16 protein-coding genes and 1 pseudogene are annotated in these 15,403 nt (G+C 68.9%); 6 read left to right on the forward strand and 11 right to left on the reverse strand.

Annotated features, from left to right (window positions below):
- Positions 1-9: 9 nt before the first annotated feature.
- The 7 genes from ACT53R_RS08625 to glyQ form a co-directional block, all read right to left on the reverse strand.
- Entirely contained in the window at positions 10-432 is a 423-nt protein-coding gene (locus ACT53R_RS08625) for a hypothetical protein (RefSeq protein WP_476171452.1), read from the reverse strand.
- A 144-nt stretch (positions 433-576) separates the two neighbouring features.
- On the reverse strand, positions 577-2,076 hold the full coding sequence (locus tag ACT53R_RS08630) for an aminotransferase class V-fold PLP-dependent enzyme (protein WP_476171453.1): 1,500 nt from the start codon (positions 2,074-2,076) through the stop codon (positions 577-579).
- A 658-nt stretch (positions 2,077-2,734) separates the two neighbouring features.
- The gene (locus tag ACT53R_RS08635; RefSeq protein ID WP_476171454.1) at positions 2,735-3,160 is read right to left on the reverse strand and encodes a hypothetical protein; all 426 of its coding nucleotides are present in this window, start codon (positions 3,158-3,160) and stop codon (positions 2,735-2,737) included.
- Positions 3,161-3,381: 221 nt separating this feature from the next.
- Positions 3,382-5,739 (reverse strand): glycine--tRNA ligase subunit beta, encoded by a 2,358-nt coding sequence (gene glyS / locus ACT53R_RS08640; RefSeq protein WP_476171455.1) that lies wholly within the window; start codon positions 5,737-5,739, stop codon positions 3,382-3,384.
- Positions 5,736-6,080 carry a cupin domain-containing protein gene (locus ACT53R_RS08645; RefSeq protein WP_476171456.1) on the reverse strand — a complete coding sequence of 115 codons (345 nt, stop codon included), beginning with the start codon at positions 6,078-6,080 and terminating at the stop codon, positions 5,736-5,738. Before ACT53R_RS08645 ends, glyS begins: the two co-directional genes overlap by 4 nt.
- The gene (locus ACT53R_RS08650) at positions 6,077-6,742 is read right to left on the reverse strand and encodes a glutathione S-transferase family protein (RefSeq protein ID WP_476171457.1); all 666 of its coding nucleotides are present in this window, start codon (positions 6,740-6,742) and stop codon (positions 6,077-6,079) included. Before ACT53R_RS08650 ends, ACT53R_RS08645 begins: the two co-directional genes overlap by 4 nt.
- Positions 6,739-7,683 carry a glycine--tRNA ligase subunit alpha gene (glyQ, locus tag ACT53R_RS08655; RefSeq protein WP_476171458.1) on the reverse strand — a complete coding sequence of 315 codons (945 nt, stop codon included), beginning with the start codon at positions 7,681-7,683 and terminating at the stop codon, positions 6,739-6,741. The genes ACT53R_RS08650 and glyQ overlap by 4 nt, the downstream gene beginning before the upstream one ends.
- A gap of 62 nt (positions 7,684-7,745) precedes the next feature.
- Here glyQ and ACT53R_RS08660 point away from each other — a divergent pair, with 62 nt between their 5' ends.
- Together ACT53R_RS08660 and ACT53R_RS08665 are read left to right on the forward strand one after the other, a co-directional pair.
- The gene (locus ACT53R_RS08660; RefSeq protein WP_476171459.1) at positions 7,746-8,483 is read left to right on the forward strand and encodes a glutamine amidotransferase; all 738 of its coding nucleotides are present in this window, start codon (positions 7,746-7,748) and stop codon (positions 8,481-8,483) included.
- A 56-nt stretch (positions 8,484-8,539) separates the two neighbouring features.
- The gene (locus ACT53R_RS08665) at positions 8,540-9,418 is read left to right on the forward strand and encodes a BPSS1780 family membrane protein (RefSeq protein WP_476171460.1); all 879 of its coding nucleotides are present in this window, start codon (positions 8,540-8,542) and stop codon (positions 9,416-9,418) included.
- 27 nt (positions 9,419-9,445) lie between these two features.
- Here the strand turns inward: ACT53R_RS08665 and ACT53R_RS08670 are convergent, their stop codons facing one another.
- The 4 genes from ACT53R_RS08670 to ACT53R_RS08685 form a co-directional block, all read right to left on the reverse strand.
- Positions 9,446-9,886, reverse strand: a complete 441-nt coding sequence (locus ACT53R_RS08670) for an EF-hand domain-containing protein (RefSeq protein WP_476171461.1) — start codon at positions 9,884-9,886, stop codon at positions 9,446-9,448.
- Between the two features lie 95 nt (positions 9,887-9,981).
- The gene (locus tag ACT53R_RS08675) at positions 9,982-10,152 is read right to left on the reverse strand and encodes a hypothetical protein (protein ID WP_476171462.1); all 171 of its coding nucleotides are present in this window, start codon (positions 10,150-10,152) and stop codon (positions 9,982-9,984) included.
- A gap of 11 nt (positions 10,153-10,163) precedes the next feature.
- The gene (locus tag ACT53R_RS08680) at positions 10,164-10,841 is read right to left on the reverse strand and encodes a TlpA family protein disulfide reductase (RefSeq protein WP_476171463.1); all 678 of its coding nucleotides are present in this window, start codon (positions 10,839-10,841) and stop codon (positions 10,164-10,166) included.
- A 23-nt stretch (positions 10,842-10,864) separates the two neighbouring features.
- The gene (locus tag ACT53R_RS08685) at positions 10,865-12,073 is read right to left on the reverse strand and encodes a DesA family fatty acid desaturase (protein ID WP_476171464.1); all 1,209 of its coding nucleotides are present in this window, start codon (positions 12,071-12,073) and stop codon (positions 10,865-10,867) included.
- 188 nt (positions 12,074-12,261) lie between these two features.
- Here ACT53R_RS08685 and ACT53R_RS08690 point away from each other — a divergent pair, with 188 nt between their 5' ends.
- From ACT53R_RS08690 to ACT53R_RS08705, 4 genes and pseudogenes are all read left to right on the forward strand, one after another.
- Positions 12,262-12,885, forward strand: coding sequence for a CDP-alcohol phosphatidyltransferase family protein (locus ACT53R_RS08690; RefSeq protein ID WP_476171465.1), 624 nt, complete (start codon positions 12,262-12,264; stop codon positions 12,883-12,885).
- Between the two features lie 5 nt (positions 12,886-12,890).
- Positions 12,891-13,523 (forward strand): annotated as a pseudogene (locus tag ACT53R_RS08695) (lysophospholipid acyltransferase family protein); the annotation flags it as partial.
- 86 nt (positions 13,524-13,609) lie between these two features.
- Positions 13,610-14,560, forward strand: coding sequence for a phosphatidate cytidylyltransferase (locus ACT53R_RS08700; protein WP_476171466.1), 951 nt, complete (start codon positions 13,610-13,612; stop codon positions 14,558-14,560).
- Positions 14,561-14,667: 107 nt separating this feature from the next.
- Positions 14,668-15,390: a hypothetical protein gene (locus ACT53R_RS08705; protein ID WP_476171467.1), complete on the forward strand. Its 723-nt coding sequence runs from the start codon at positions 14,668-14,670 to the stop codon at positions 15,388-15,390.
- Positions 15,391-15,403: the final 13 nt, after the last annotated feature.

The following is a 15,403-nucleotide window of genomic DNA, read 5'->3' on the forward strand; positions in this document are numbered from 1 at the left end:
CCCGCAGGATCAGGGCGCGTTCGATGCCACCGGCGCCGTGGCCGGCGGCAGCTGGTCGGCGTACTTCTTCATGCACTTCGGAATCGGCTCGGAGGCCAGCACGCGCGGCTGCCAGCTGCGGTTGGGTTCCGGGTGCGAATGGTCGGCGGCCAGCACGTAGCGGGTGCAGGGTTGCATGTCCACCGAGAACGGCTGCGCGGTCATCTCGCCGCTGGGGCCGCGCTTGTAACTGGCCAGGCGCAGGCCATGGCGGCCGGGCGCGAGTCGGTAGACCGACTGGTCGGGGAAATCCATCGAGCCGTCGATGACGGCGACCATCACGTCGTACTGCGCGAGCTTCGCGTCGGTCCGACCACCGACGCTGATCTCGGCCCAGGGGCCGTCGGCGGCAAGGGCGAGAACGGGGAGACACGCACAGGACACGGCCAGCATGGCGAGGGACTTCCGACGTCGCATGACGGCACCTCGAAGCATCGGGAACGCCATCACTCTAGGCCCGCCGCATGACAGCCCGCCGAGACTTCCATTTCAGATTTGCACGACCGCGGTGCGCGGCGCGGCGATCGGACCTGGCGGTCAGACCGGCCGGAACGTCTCCAGCCCCGGCATCGGCGGCTCGCCGGCCTTCGGGCGGAACTCGCCGGAGGCGGTGTCGAAGACGTAGTCGTCCTTCCACGTGTCGTAGTGCCGCATCACCTCGTGGATGGCGCGGGCCACGTAGACCACTTCGGCGTCGGTCATGGTCGGATGCAGCGACACCCGCACCCAGCCGGGCTTGTTGCTGAGGTCGCCGGCATCGATCTGGCAGGTGATCCGGTGCGAGGTCTCGGGGTCCACGGCCAGCAGGATGTGGCCGTAGGTGCCGGCGCAGGAACAGCCGCCACGCACCTGCACGCCGTAACGGTCGTTGAGCAGGCGCACGATCAGGTTGTGGTGCTTCTCCAGCGAATAGAACGAAAAGATGCACAGGCGGTCGCACTGCTCCGGCTCCAGCAGCTGGATGCCCGGCTCCTTGCGCAGCTCGGCGAGGAACAGCTCGCGCAGTTCGCGCTCGCGCGCCTCGATGTTGGCGACGCCCATCGCTTCCTTGACCTCGACCGCCAGCGCCGCGCGGATGGTCTGCAGGAAGCCCGGCGTGCCGCCGTCCTCGCGTGCCTCGATGTTGTCGACGAAACGGTGGCCGCCCCACGGGTTGGTCCACGCCACGGTGCCGCCGCCGGGGGCATCCGGCACCTTCAGCCGGTACAGCGAGGCATCGAACAGCAGCACGCCGCTGGCGCCGGGACCGCCGAGGAACTTGTGCGGCGAGAAGTACACCGCGTCGAGCTTCTGCGCCGGGTCGGCCGGGTGCATGTCGATGTCGACGTACGGCGCCGAGGCCGCAAAGTCGACGAAGCACACACCGCCGTGGGCATGCATGATCGCGGCCATCTCGTGGTACGGCGTGGCGATGCCGGTGACGTTGGAGCAGGCCGAGAACGCGCCGATCTTCAGCGGCCGGTGCGCGTTGCGGCGCAGGATGCCCGGCAGCGCGTCGACGTCCGGGCGACCGCAGGCGGCACGCGGCAGGATCTCCACGTGCACCGCGCATTCCTCCCAGCTGGTCTGGTTGGAGTGGTGCTCCATGTGCGTGAGCACCACCAGCGGTTTCTCCTCGTCGCGCATCGCCACGCGGTCGGCCACGTGCTCGGGAATGCGCAGGCCGAGGATGCGCTGGAACTTGTTGACCACGCCGGTCATGCCCGAGCCCTGCGCGATCAGCACGTCGTTCGGGCCGGCGTTGCAGTGGCGTTTGATGATCGCCTGCGCCTGGTGGTAGGCGTGGGTCATCCGCGTGCCGGTGAGCGTGGTCTCGGTGTGCGTGTTGGCCACGTACGGGCCCAGCACGTCGGCGATGTAGTCCTCGATCGGCCGGTACAGGCGACCGCTGGCGGTCCAGTCGGCGTAGACCACGCGCCCGTCGCCCTGCACCCGCGGGTCGACCAGATCGTGGCCGATGACACCGGCGCGGAAGGGAGCGAACCAGGCTTCGAGGCTGGCCGGACGGGGAGCGCGGAGAGGGGCGGCGGCAGGCATATCGATATTATGCCTCGTCATTTGCCACGGTCGCAGCGGTATGGCATGCGCGCCGCCAGCCGGTTGCGCCGCTTCGCCCCTCATCCGCCCTGCGGGCACCTTCTCCCCGCGCGCGGGGAGAAGGAGATGGGCCGGGTCGGACATGCCCCGGTCACGGCCCGCGTCAACGTGGCGCAACGGATGGGCTGAAGGAAGCACCATGGGCGCCTGCCGGGCACCCTCTCCCCGCCTGTGGGGAGAGGGTGCCCGGCAGGGCGGGTGAGGGGCACGACGGATCAGACCGACAAATGCTCGATCGCGGCGACATTGCCGAGGCGGTCCGCGAGGCGTTGCAACAGCCCGGGCAACGAGCACGCCCCATGGCTCACACGGACAAACCTTTTCCGGCAGCGCTATCGGGCTGCGGCCCGCCGCCCCTCATCCGCCCTTCGGGCACCTTCTCCCCGCGCGCGGGGAGAAGGAAATGCGGTCGGGCGGAAGCGGTCGGGGGGCGCGTCCGGCGTGCCGTGTCAGGGGAGGTTTGGCGGGTGTGTCGCCGGATTTCCTCCGGCAAGCTCGGCGATTGGCTGCCCGTCGCCCTTCATCCGCCCTGCGGGCACCTTCTCCCCGCGCGCGGGGAGAAGGAGATGGGCCGGGTCGAGTGCTTGGCGCGCGTGCCTCAGGGCGCCGGCGCGACGGCGGCGTCGCCGAACTTCTTCCGGCAGCGCTTGATCGGGGTCTGCCCACGCAGCTCCGGCGCCCAGTGGCGGTTGTCGTCGCTGGTGCCGGGCGTGCGCCGGCCGATCAGCTCGTAGTTCATGCACGGCTGCATGTCGATGGCGAGGGTCTGCACCACCAGCGCCCCGGCGGTGTCGGTGCGCTGGATGGCGACCGTGATCTCGTGCCGGCCTGGGGCAAGCTGGTAAAGGGTTTCCGGATCGAAATCGCGTTTTCCATCGATGGCGATCATCACCAGCGACTCCTGGCGCGGATCGGAAGCCTTGGGCTGGCCCAGCAGGACCTGCGACCACGGCTTCGACTCATCGGCGAAGGCGGGCGCGGCGACGGCAAGGACCAGCAGCACGGACAGGGCGAGTCGGGACATGGGCGCACCAGTGATCAGGAAGGGGGATATGCCTGACAGCGGAGAACGGCGGGCAACGGGATCATGCACCCGCGCCGCCACCCCATGCGACAACGCCCCTCTCCCCATGCGGGAGAAGGGTTGGGAAAGGGGCCGATGATCCGCGTCGCTCGCCGGAGGCCATCCCTCTCCCCGCCCGCGGGGAGAGGGTGCCCGGCAGGGCGGGTGAGGGGCGCGGCGGATCAGACCGAGAGATGCTCGATCGCAGCCACGCTGCCGAGGCGGTCGGCGAGGCGCTGCAGCAGCGCGAGGCGGTTGGCGCGCACGGCCTGATCGTCGGCGTTGACCATCACCTTGTCGAAGAAGGTGTCGACCTCCGGGCGCAGCCGCGCGAGGTGGCCGAGCACGGCAACGTAGTCGCGGTTCGCGAGCAGCGGATCGGTGTCGGCGATGGCCTGCTCGACCACGTCGTGCAGCGCGCGTTCGGCGTCCTCGACGAACAGCGTGGCGTCGACCGACGCCGGGATCGCGATGTCGGCCTTCTTCAGGATGTTGCGGATGCGCTTGTTCGCCGCGGCCAGCGCCTCGGCTTCCGGCAGCTTCACGAATTCGCCGATCGCGCGCAGGCGGCGGTCGAAGTCGAGGAGGGAGCCGGAGGTCGTCGCTGCGTTCGTCGCGACTTCCGTCGCTCCCACAGTAGACGTCGTCGCATTCGAATCGTCGCCGGAAGATACGCCTTGGGATTTGCTCGCAGCCCCACCTGTGGGAGCGGCGTGAGCCGCGACCGGGCGCATCAGCGCGGCCACGGCCTCGAACTGCTGCGGGGTCACACCTTGATCGGCGTAGTAGGCGCGGAGGCGGTCTGGCGTGAATTCAAACAAACCAAGCATTGTTCCTGCAGTAATTGCAGCCTGACGTGCTAGCTGATCTTGTGCAGCATCCCATTCGGGAGTGAACAAAAGCTCGTTTACGTCTTTCTTTTCTCCTGACAACAAGTTCGCCAAATCATGAACAGCTTGGCCAGGAGGAGGTGGCAAGAAATTGGTAAGCGCCTTTGACAGGCGATAGTCAAAGTTGAAGTCAAACTCGCCCTCAATCACCGTCCTCGCCAACCCCAGCGCATTGCGCCGCAGCGAGAACGGATCCTTGTTGCCCGTCGGCTTCAGGCCCGCGGCGAACCCGCCCGCCAGCGTATCCAGCCGTTCCGCGATCGCCAGCACCTGCCCGAGCTTGCTCGGCGCGATGTCATCGCCCGCGAAGCGCGGCATGTAGGCTTCGTCGATCGCATCCGCCAGCTGCTTGCGTTCGTCGGCCGACAGATCGTCCAGCAACGCATCGTGCATCGCGTAATAACGCCCCGCGATGCCCTGCAATTCCGGGAATTCGTTGACCATTCGCGACTGCAGGTCGGCCTTCGCGAGTTCGGCCGCACGCTTCGCGAGCTTCGGATCGACGCCGACTTCAGCGGCGATGCTTTCCGCCAGCGCGGCGACGCGCGCGACCTTGTCGGCGACGGTGCCCAGCTTCGCCTGGTACGTCACCGTCTTCAGGCCGTCGTTCATCGACGCGAGGCCCTGCTTCAGGTCTTCGTCGAAGAAGAACTTGGCGTCGGCGAAGCGCGGGCGAATGACACGTTCGTAGCCCTTGCGGACTTCGCTTTCGTCCTTCGATTCGATGTTGGCGATGCCGATGAAGTGCTCGGTGAGCTTGCCGGCGACGTCGAGCACCGGGAAGAACTTCTGGTTGGCTTCCATCGTCGCGATCAGCGCTTCCTGCGGCACCGCCAGGAAGTCGCGCTCGAACGCGCACAGCACGGCCTTCGGCCATTCGACCAGGCACAGCACCTGTTCGAGGTTGTCGTCGGTCTTGCGCGCGGTGCCGCCGGCCTTCGCCGCGGCGGCGTCCACTTCGGCGACGACGCGGGCGCGGCGCTCGTCGGGATCGACCAGCACCTTCGCTGCGCGCAGGGCGTCGACGTAGTCGCCGGGCGTGGCGATCCACACCGGCTTCGGCGCTTCGAAACGATGGCCGCGGCTCATGCGGTCGGCACGGATGCCCAGCACGTCGCCTTCGACGACCTGATCGCCCAGCAGCAGCACCAGCCAGTGCACCGGGCGCGCGAAGCCGACGTCGCGTTCGCCCCAGCGCATGGGCTTGGGGATCGGCATGCCGGCCAGCGCCTCGCGCAGCACGTCCGGCAGCAGCGCGGCGGTCTTCGCGCCGGGCTTCACGCTGCGCAGGACGAAGCGCTCGCCCTTCTGGTCGCGGGTCTTGTCCAGCGCGGTCCACTCGACGCCGGCCTTGGCGGCGAAGCCTTCCAGCGCCTTCGTCGGCTTGCCTTCGGCATCGAGCGCGATGTTGAGGTACGGGCCCAGCACTTCGCTGTGCTGCTCGGGCTGCTCGACGGCAACGCCGGGCAGCAGCACGGCGAGGCGACGCGGCGTGTACAGCGGCTTCGCGCCCGCGCGATCGAAGGCGACGCCGCGCTTGGCGAGGCCGTCGACGATGCCGTCGAACAGCGCCTGCGCGAGGCCGGGCAGCGCCTTGACCGGCAATTCCTCGGTGCCGAGTTCGATGAGGAGGGGGAGCATCTGGGTCATCGGGTCAATCCTGTCTGCGCTTCGCCGCCCTCGGGACCGTAGAAGATCACCCAGGTGGCGAAGTCGTCGCTGAAATCGAGAAAGCGGTGGTCCATGCCGGCCGGGACGAACAGCAGTTCGCCGGGGCAGAAATCGCGGGTTTCGCCGTGGCAGAAGAACTTTCCGGTGCCGGCGATGATGACGTAGACCTCGTCGCGCGCGTGCGCCGCCTGCAGGTCGTGCCCGCGCGGCGCGTACAGTTCGGCGACGAGGCTGCCGTGGCTGAAGACTTCGAGGAAGCGCGGCGAGTCGCCGAGCCGGGAGACGAGATCGGGCGTCAGGCGTTCGGGCAACGGGTTCATGCGCGCGGCACCCCGGTGGCGTCGGGCTGGAAGAACGGCGCGTGGTAGCGGCGGAAGACCGGCAGCGCTTCATAGCGCGCATGGCGCGCGCGCAGGGCGGGATACGCGTCGAGCGGTTCGGGCACGGCTTCGTGCACGTAGGTGACGAAGCAGGCGAGGGTGATGTCGGCCTGGCTCATGCGTTCGCCGACCAGCCACTCGCGATCGCCCGCGGCCACGCACGCGCGTTCCAGTTCGCCCAGCGCACCGCGCATCTGCGTGCGGCAGCGTTCGACGAACGGCGCGTGGTGCAGCGCCTCGGGGCGGAACACGCGCTCCATCACCACCTGCAATCCCTTCTCGACCGCGCCGGTGGCGAAGGCGATCAGGCGCAGCGCGGCGCGACGATCGGGGCCCGACGGCGGCATCAGCGCGCGCTCGGGGCCGACCACGTCGTCGAGGTGTTCGAGGATCATCGCCGACTCGATCAGCGGCTCGCCGTCGGCCGGCACCAGCACCGGCACGCGGCCGAGCGGGTTGTAGTCGCGGATGCGGTCGAAGTCCTTGCCCACCGACCAGTCACGATGCTCGAACGGCAGGCCGAGCAGATCCATGCTCACCGCCACCCGCCGCACGAACGGCGAGTCGAACATGCCGATCAGCAGCGGCGCGGCGGCGCTCACGCCGCCGCCTGCGCGCCCAGCGGGGCGAGGCCCAGCGCGGCGCGCCTGGCCTCGTCCTTCAGGCCCGGGAAGCCGAGCTTCTCGCGCTGGGCGTGGTAGGCCTCGGCCACCGAGCGGGCGAGGTTGCGCACGCGCAGGATGTAGCGCTGGCGTTCGGTCACGGAGATGGCGCGGCGGGCATCGAGCAGGTTGAAGCTGTGGCTGGCCTTGCAGACCTGGTCGTAGGCCGGCAGAGGCAGGCCGAGCTCGACCAGCTTCAGCGCTTCTTTCTCGCAGGCGTCGAAGCGGTGGAACAACTCCTCGACGTTGGCGTGCTCGAAGTTGTACGCGCTCTGCTCGCGCTCGTTCTGCAGGAACACGTCGCCGTAGCTGACCACGCCCTGCGGGCCGACGGTCCACACCAGGTCGTAGACGTTGTCGCAGTTCTGCAGGTACATGCACAGGCGTTCGAGACCGTAGGTGATCTCGCCCAGCACCGGCTTGCATTCCAGGCCGCCGGCCTGCTGGAAGTAGGTGAACTGGGTGACTTCCATGCCGTTGAGCCACACCTCCCAGCCCAGGCCCCAGGCGCCGAGCGTCGGCGATTCCCAGTTGTCCTCGACCAGGCGCAGGTCGTGGACCTGCGGGTCGATGCCCAGCGCCTTCAGCGAATCGAAGTACAGCTCGACGATGTTGTCGGGGTTGGGCTTCATCACCACCTGGTACTGGTAGTAATGCTGCAGCCGGTTGGGGTTCTCGCCGTAGCGGCCGTCGGTGGGGCGGCGGCTGGGCTGGACGTAGGCGGCATTCCAGGGCTCGGGGCCGAGCGCGCGCAGGAAGGTCGCCGGGTGGAAGGTGCCGGCACCGACTTCGAGATCGAGCGGCTGGATGAGGACGCAGCCCTGCGCGGCCCAGTAGGCGTTGAGGCGCTGGATCAATTCCTGGAAGGTCGGTCCCTGCATGAGAACGGCACGCGGTATGGGGACTGGGTAGTATAAGCGGCACACCCCACCCGCCTGCCGCCGTGACCCCTCGCCGCGCCCGTCGTTACCTGATCGTCGAAACCGGACAGCCCATTCCCACCCTGCGCCGGCACGGGCGGTTCCCGCACTGGATCCGGGTCGCCGCCGGCCTGTCGGCCGACGAGGCCGACGCCGTGAACGTGGAGGCCGGCGAGGCGCTGCCGTCGCACCGGCACTACACCGGCATCATCGTGACCGGCTCCAGTTCGATGGTCACCGACCGCCACGACTGGAGCGAGCGCACCGCCGAGTGGCTGCGCGACGGCCTCGACGCCCGCACGCCGGTGCTGGGCATCTGCTACGGCCACCAGCTGCTGGCGCACACCCTCGGCGGCCGGGTCGACTACAACCCGCAGGGCCGGGAGATGGGAACGGTCGCGATCGACCTGCACGACCCCGCCGGCGCCGACCCGCTGTTCGGCCCGCTGCCGACGCGGTTCCAGGTACAGGTCAGCCACCTCCAGAGCGTGTTGCAGCCGCCGGACGGCGCGACCGTGCTGGCCCGTTCCGACCAGGACGCCTGCCAGGCCTTCCGCTGGCGCGACCACGCCTGGGGCCTGCAATTCCACCCCGAATTCAGCGTCGACCACATGCGCGGCTACGTGAACGCCCGCCGCGAGGCGCTGGAACGCGAAGGCCAGTGCCACCGGCGCATGGCCCGCGAAGTGAAACCGACGCCGCAGGCCCGCGGGGTGCTGCGCCGGTTCGTGCGCCACGCGGCGACGCTGCGCGGCCACTGACACGTCGCCACGACACCCGATTCACGACACCCGATTCGACGAGCGAGAGGATCTGCATGGACATGCGCAAGGTGCCGGCGTCCGCCGGCGCGGAATGGCTGCTGGCCACCTTCCGGCTGCTGAAGCGGTCGCCTGCCGGGTTCGGCGCACTGGGCGCGATCTATGCCGGGCTGTGGCTGGCGACAGTACTCGGCACGACCGCCGCGCCCGGGGCCGCCGCGCCGTTGCAGGCCGTGATGATGCTGCTGGGGCCGCTGCTGCTGGCCGGCATGATCTTCGCCGCGCACGAGGTCGACCACGGCGGCGGTGCCACGCCGGCGCACCTGATGGCCGCCTTCCGCACCGGCAAGGCCGGCCGGGTAGTCACCACCCTCATCCCGCAGGTGCTGGTGCTGATGCTGTGCATGGTGCTGCTGGTGGCCATCGTGGGCATGGACAACCTGGAAAAGCTGGCCGCGCTGATGGCCAAGTTGCAGGCCGAGGCGCAGAAGGGCGGCCAGGTCGACCCGAAGCTGTTCATGGACCTGCCCGCCGGCCGGATGCTGGTGTGGCTGCTGCTCGTCATCGTGATCGGCGTGTTCTCGACCCTGCTCACGCTGACCGTCATCCCCGACATGCTGTTCGGCGACGTGCGCCTGCTGGCCGCGATGAAGCGCAGCTTCGGCGCCTGCCTGCGCAACCCGGCGGCGGTGATCGTGTTCCTGGTGCTGGGCGTGGTGGTGCTGTTCGCCGCCGCGATCGGCCTGGGGCTGGCGGTCGGCACCCTCGGCCTGATCCTCGGCGACGTGGCGGTGCTGGCCGGCCAGGCGATCACCAACGGCTTCTTCGCCTGCTTCCTGTCCGGCGCGATGTACCACGCCTGGAAGGGCCTGCTCGGCCCGACCGACGCCACTGCCGGCGCCGCCACCGCCCCGCCGAGCGGCGTGGCGATGTAACGACGCGACCGCCCGCCGCACCGGCGCTCACTTGCCCTGCGGCGGTGCCGCCAACTCCTTCGCGTCGAGGAAACCGCTGCGGTCCACGTCCTGGCGACGGAAGCGTTCCGCCAGCCGGGCGCGGTGGGTGTCGCGGGTGATCGGTTCGCCGCGGCCGCCGGGCTGTTCGGCCGGGCTCAGCACGCCGTCGTGGTCGCGGTCCATGCCGTCGAAGGCGTAGCTCAGCCAGTCCTGGTATTCGGTCGGGGACACCCGGCCATCGCCATCGGTGTCCATGCGGCCGAGATAGTCGCCGCTGCGCTGCGGCGGAGGCGGCGCCGGAACCACGGCGGGCGCGGGCGTGGCGACGGGAGTACCGGCAGGCGGCACGGTCACGCGCAGGGTCTGCGCGGTGGCGGCGCCGGTCGCCAATGCACAGGCGACAAGCACCGACGGCAGCATGATCGACAGGCTCGGGCGGGCAGGCATGCGCGCAGGGTGCGCACTCGCACCGGGCGATGCAAGCCCGTCAGGGCACGGCCCGGAGGCCGCCATCTGGCGACCTCCGGACCGAACGGGGTCGATCAGGGCAGCTGGCAGCAGCCGACGCGACCGCCGCCGTACTTGCAACCGGCCTTGGTCGCGCAGCCGGTATCAGGGTTGGTGCCGCCGGCGGCCTGCACGGCGCCGAAGCTCAGGGCGCCGACGACGGCGAGGGCGAGCAGGGCGTTCTTCCAGTGCTTCATGGCTTTCATGTGGAGTTCCTTCAGGGTGTGTGTCCCGCCGCCTTCCTTCCCGGGAGGCGCACGGCGGAGAGGAGAGTGGCCGCTTCCGTGCGGTCGAGCTTGCCGGCGTGCGCGTACACGACGCGGCTGTCGCCATCCACGACGATCGTCAGCGGCACGATGCTCACGCTGAACAACGCGCGGATCTTCGACGTGGAATACGCGATCGGGAAATCGAAACCCTGCGCGTGCGCATACGCGGGCTGCGTGGCATCGACGCTGGCGGTGACGCCGTAGAGATCGACGCCGGGCGCTTCGCCGCGCGCCAACACAGCAGCAAGCTCGCGCACCGTCGGTGCCGTCGCCTTGCACACGACGCAATCGGGATCGAAGAAATAAAGGACCTGCAGGCGGTGCGCTGCCTGCCCGAGCATCAGCCGCTCGCCGGTGGCAGTGCGGCCTTCGGTGGCCGGGACCCAGGTGCCGACCTGCGGCTGCAATCCGGCGAGCGCGAGCTTGTCGTAGTCGTCCTGGACGCTGCGCTTCTGCACCGCCAGCAGCACGACGAGCGCGCAGGCGGCAAGCAGGGCGATGTGGACGAACAGATCTTTCCTTGGCGGCATGGACACCGATCCGTGGCGGGGGAACATCGGACCCGCGACGACGTCGCGGAGCCCGACCGTAGCACCCGTGCGCGGAACGCGGCAAGCGCCGCGCACCGGAAAGCCCGTCGCGGCGCGCCTCAGGCGCGGACGGGTTGCAGCGCGTAACCCTTCATCCGCAGCGAGTACGCCTGCAAGGCCTGGATGCCGCTGGCCTCGGCCTCGCGGCACCACTGCTGCAACGCCAGCAGCGTGTCGGACGCGTTCTGGCTGCGCGTTTCGAGCACCGCGGCGAGGCGTGCACGGAATTCGATCAGCGTGCCGATGCGCGGACGCTGCGCCACCCACTGCCGCAGTTGTTCGCGCGCGTCCGGCTTCAGCCAGCGGCCGTCGTCGACGATGCCCTTGCGCAGCTTGCGCGGCAGCAGCGCGCGCAACTTCTCGCCGGCGATGCGCGCTTCTTCCTGCAGCGCCGGCTTCAGCACGTTGCGCTGGTAGTCCGTCATCGCCTGGAAACGCATCGCCAGCAGCGCCTTCAGCGTATCGGTGTCGGGCACCGGGATGTTCGGGCGCACGTCCAGCGACGGCGCGACGCGCAGCACCTTCGCCAGGCCCACGGCTTCCAGCGCCTTGATCGCCGCCCAGCCGATGTCGAACTCCCACTTGCGCAGCGCGAACTTGGCCGAGCTCGGGAACGCGTGGTGGTTGTTGTGCAGTTCCTCGCCGCCCACCCACACCGCCCACGGCGTGAGGTTGGTCGCGGTGTCGGTGGTCTCGAAGTTGCGATAGCCCCACCAGTGACCCAGACCATTGATCACGCCGGCGGCCCAGATCGGGATCCACGCCATCTGGATCGCCCACGCCGCCACGCCCTTGAAGCCGAACAGCGCGAGGCTGATCGCGAACAGCACGATCGGGCCCCAGTTCGCGTACGGCGTGTAGAGATGCCGCTCGATCCAGTCGTCCGGCGCGCCCTTGCCGTACTGCGCGATCGACGCGCGGTCGCGGCGGGCTTCGCGATACAGCTCGGCGCCACGCCACAGCACGGTGCCGATGCCGCGGGTCATCGGGCTGTGCGGGTCTTCCTCCGTCTCGCACTTCGCGTGGTGCTTGCGATGGATCGCAACCCATTCCTTCGTGATCATCGACGTGGTCAGCCACGTCCAGAAACGGAAGAAGTGGTTCAGCACCGGATGGAAATCCACGCCGCGGTGCGCCTGGCTGCGATGCAGGTACAGCGTGACGGCGAAGATGGTGATTTGCAGGACGACGAGGAGGTACACGAGCCATTCGCCCCAGCCGATCTGGAACAGACCGCCGGAGAGAAAGTCGAGCAGGGACGCGGGCATGGGCAGACGCCGGAAAGAGGATGGGAGGCATGATGGGGGCGGCGAATGACGTTTGCCATCCGTTCGAATGCGTATGGTCGGCGCGCCGCAACACGACCTTCGTCGAATCGCCACGTTCATGCGCATGCCGGCGTGATGGCCGTCGTGAACCGGGGACAACGGACGCCACGGTATGGAATCATGCGTGCATGTCGATCTACGCCCTGAAGCCGAAGTTCCAGGCCCTGCTGCGGCCGCTCGTGCGCGGCCTGTTCGCGGCCGGCGTCACCGCCAACCAGGTCACGCTGGCCGCCTGCGCGGTGTCGATCGCACTCGGCCTGTGGCTGTTCCTCGCCCCGGTGCCGCCGCGCGCCTTCCTGCTGCTGCCGCTGTGGCTGTTCCTGCGCATGGCGCTGAACGCGATCGACGGCATGCTCGCGCGTGAATTCGGCCAGCAATCGAAACTCGGCGCGTACCTCAACGAACTCACCGACGTGATCGCCGATGCGGCCTTGATCCTGCCGTTCGCCGCGATCGCACCGTTCGCGCAGGGACATGGCCCGCTGTGGCTGGCGGCGCTGGCGCTGCTCGCGGCGCTGAGCGAATTCGCCGGCGCGCTGGGCGTCACCGTCGGCGCGAGCCGCCGTTACGACGGTCCGATGGGCAAGAGCGACCGCGCGTTCGTGCTCGGCGCGCTCGGCCTGTGGTTCGGCCTCGCGGGCGCGCTGCCGGCGTGGGTCGCGTGGCTCGCGCCCGCGCTGTGCGTGCTGGTCGCATGGACGATCGCACGGCGCGTGCGCAACGGGCTGCGCGAAGCGGCGACGAAGGGCTGACGCACATGCTCGAACGTCTCGTCGCCCGCGCCTTCATCGGCTTCATCCGTCTGCTGACCGGCGCACAGGCGTACTGGCGCGGCGTGCGGCCCACCGCGTCGCTGCGCATCTACTACGCCAACCACAGCAGCCACGGCGATTTCGTGCTGCTGTGGGCGTCGCTGCCGCCGTGGCTGCGCCGACGCACGCGGCCGGTGGCAGGCGCCGATTACTGGAACCGCGATGCGCTGCGCCGCTACGTCGGCGGCCGCGTGTTCCGCGCGGTGCTGATCGATCGCGAACGCCGCGAAGGCAGCCCCGATCCGATCGCGCAGATGGCCGACGCGCTCGCGGCCGGCGATTCGCTGATCCTCTTCCCCGAAGGCACGCGCAACGTCACCGACGCGTTGCTGCTGCCGTTCAAGAGCGGCCTCTACCACCTCGCCGCGCGCTGCCCGCAGGCGGAGCTGGTGCCGGTGTGGATGAACAATCTCGCGCGGGTGATGCCCAAGGGCGAACCGCTGCCGCTGCCGCTGCTGTGCACCGTGACGTTCGGCCCTCCGCTGCGTCTCGGCGATGGCGAGAACAAGGCCGCGTTCCTCGCACGCGCCCGCGACGCGCTGCTCGCGCTGCGTCCCGAGGATCCAGAGGCCGATGCGCCCAGCGACGCGGCGCCGTTCGACGCGCTGCATCCCATCGATCCGTCCCCTGCTGTTCCTTCGCCAGACCCCGTGGAGCCCGCGTGATGCAGAACCCGTTCCCGTCGCTGTACGCACTGCCGATCTTCGCCGGCGCGGTGGTCGTGCTGACGATCGCGTCGATCATCGGCTGGGTGCTGAAGCTGCGCCTCGCGCCGGAGGAACCGCACGCGGTCATCGACAACCTCAACAGCCGCATCCGCGCGTGGTGGTGGATGGTCGCGGTGCTGGCGACGGCGTTCTGGATCGGCAAGGCCGGCGTGATCGTGCTGTTCGGTGCGCTGTCGTTCTTCGCGCTGCGCGAGTACATCACGCTGTGCTACACGCGCCGCGGCGACCACCTCGTGCTGCTGCTCGCGTTCTTCGTCGCGCTGCCGGTGCAGTACGCACTGGTGTGGATCGAGTGGTACGGGCTGTACGCGATCTTCATCCCGGTGTACGCGTTCCTGGTCCTGCCGATCTTCGCCGCGCTGGGCGCCGACACGACGCGCTTCCTCGAACGCGCGTCCAAGGTGCAGTGGGGCCTGATGATCTGCGTGTTCTGCCTGTCGCACGTGCCGGCGCTGATGACGCTGAACATCCCCGGCTACCAGGGCCACAACCTGCTGCTGATCGCGTTCCTGGTGATCGTGGTGCAGGGCAGCGACGTGCTGCAGTACGTGTGGGGCAAGCTGCTGGGCAAGCACAAGGTCGCGCCCGCACTGTCGCCGTCGAAGACCTGGGAAGGCCTGATCGGCGGCGTCGCCAGCGCCACCGTCCTCGGCGCCGCCATGTGGAAGATCACCCCGTTCACCGCGCTCGAAGCCGCGATGGTCGCCTTCGTGATCTGCCTGATGGGCTTCTTCGGCGGCCTCGTGATGTCCGCGATCAAACGGGACAGGGGCGTGAAGGACTGGGGCCACATGATCGAAGGCCACGGCGGCATCCTCGACCGCCTCGACTCCGTCGTGTTCGCCGCGCCGATCTTCTTCCATATCGTGCGGTACGGGTGGCAGTGAGCATACCGGGCTCCCGCATCTTCGACCCACTGGCGCCCTTCTGGCCCGATCGCCATTGGCGACGTGAACTGTTCCGGCCGTGGAAACTGCTCAGTTTCGCTGTCGGCATGGCATGGCTGCTGTACGGCGCCACGCATTACGAGATCGGCGACTGGGACATCGGCGTCAGCCTGATCATGGGCATCCTGACGTACCTGTTCGCACCCTGGACGGTTTTCACGATCGCCAACGCACTGCGTTACCGGGCCCCATACTGGTGGCTGCGCATCGCGGGCGCACTGGTGCCAGCGGTATTCACCGTCGACACCGTTTACGTGCTGTACCACACGCTGGCCGGGAATCCGATCTATCGCGATGCCAATTTCCCGGCATCGATGTCGCTGTATTGCCTGTGCGGTGCGCTGTGGTGGTATCGCGGCGCACTGGCTGACCCGTTCCGGGATGCCGCCGCACGAGACGTCCGTCAGCACCTCATGGCTGCGAGCGAGGCAGTCGATGGCATGATCCCGCCCTCGTGCAAGTCAGGCGAGGAGGGTGTTCGCGTCCAGCCAACGACGAGGACGCCGACCGACGACGAGATCCGGGGCGCCCTCGTGTTGATCCTGTCGGACAGCTTCAACCGGAGCGCGGGCGCGCTGCGCGACGTCGGCGCCATCGACTGGCGAAAGTGGGCGCCGCATTACAAGGGCGTCGGCTCCACCTATTACGACGTCGTCACGGACCAGATCATCCTCAGTGCAACGCTTTCCACGCCCGTGATCCGCGCGCTGTTCGAGTCCCGGCCGCTGGAACGGGACGGTGCAACGCAGGATCAGGTGAAACCGGATTGAATCCGGCACGATC

It is taken from the genome of Lysobacter sp. DMC104 (assembly GCF_056313665.1).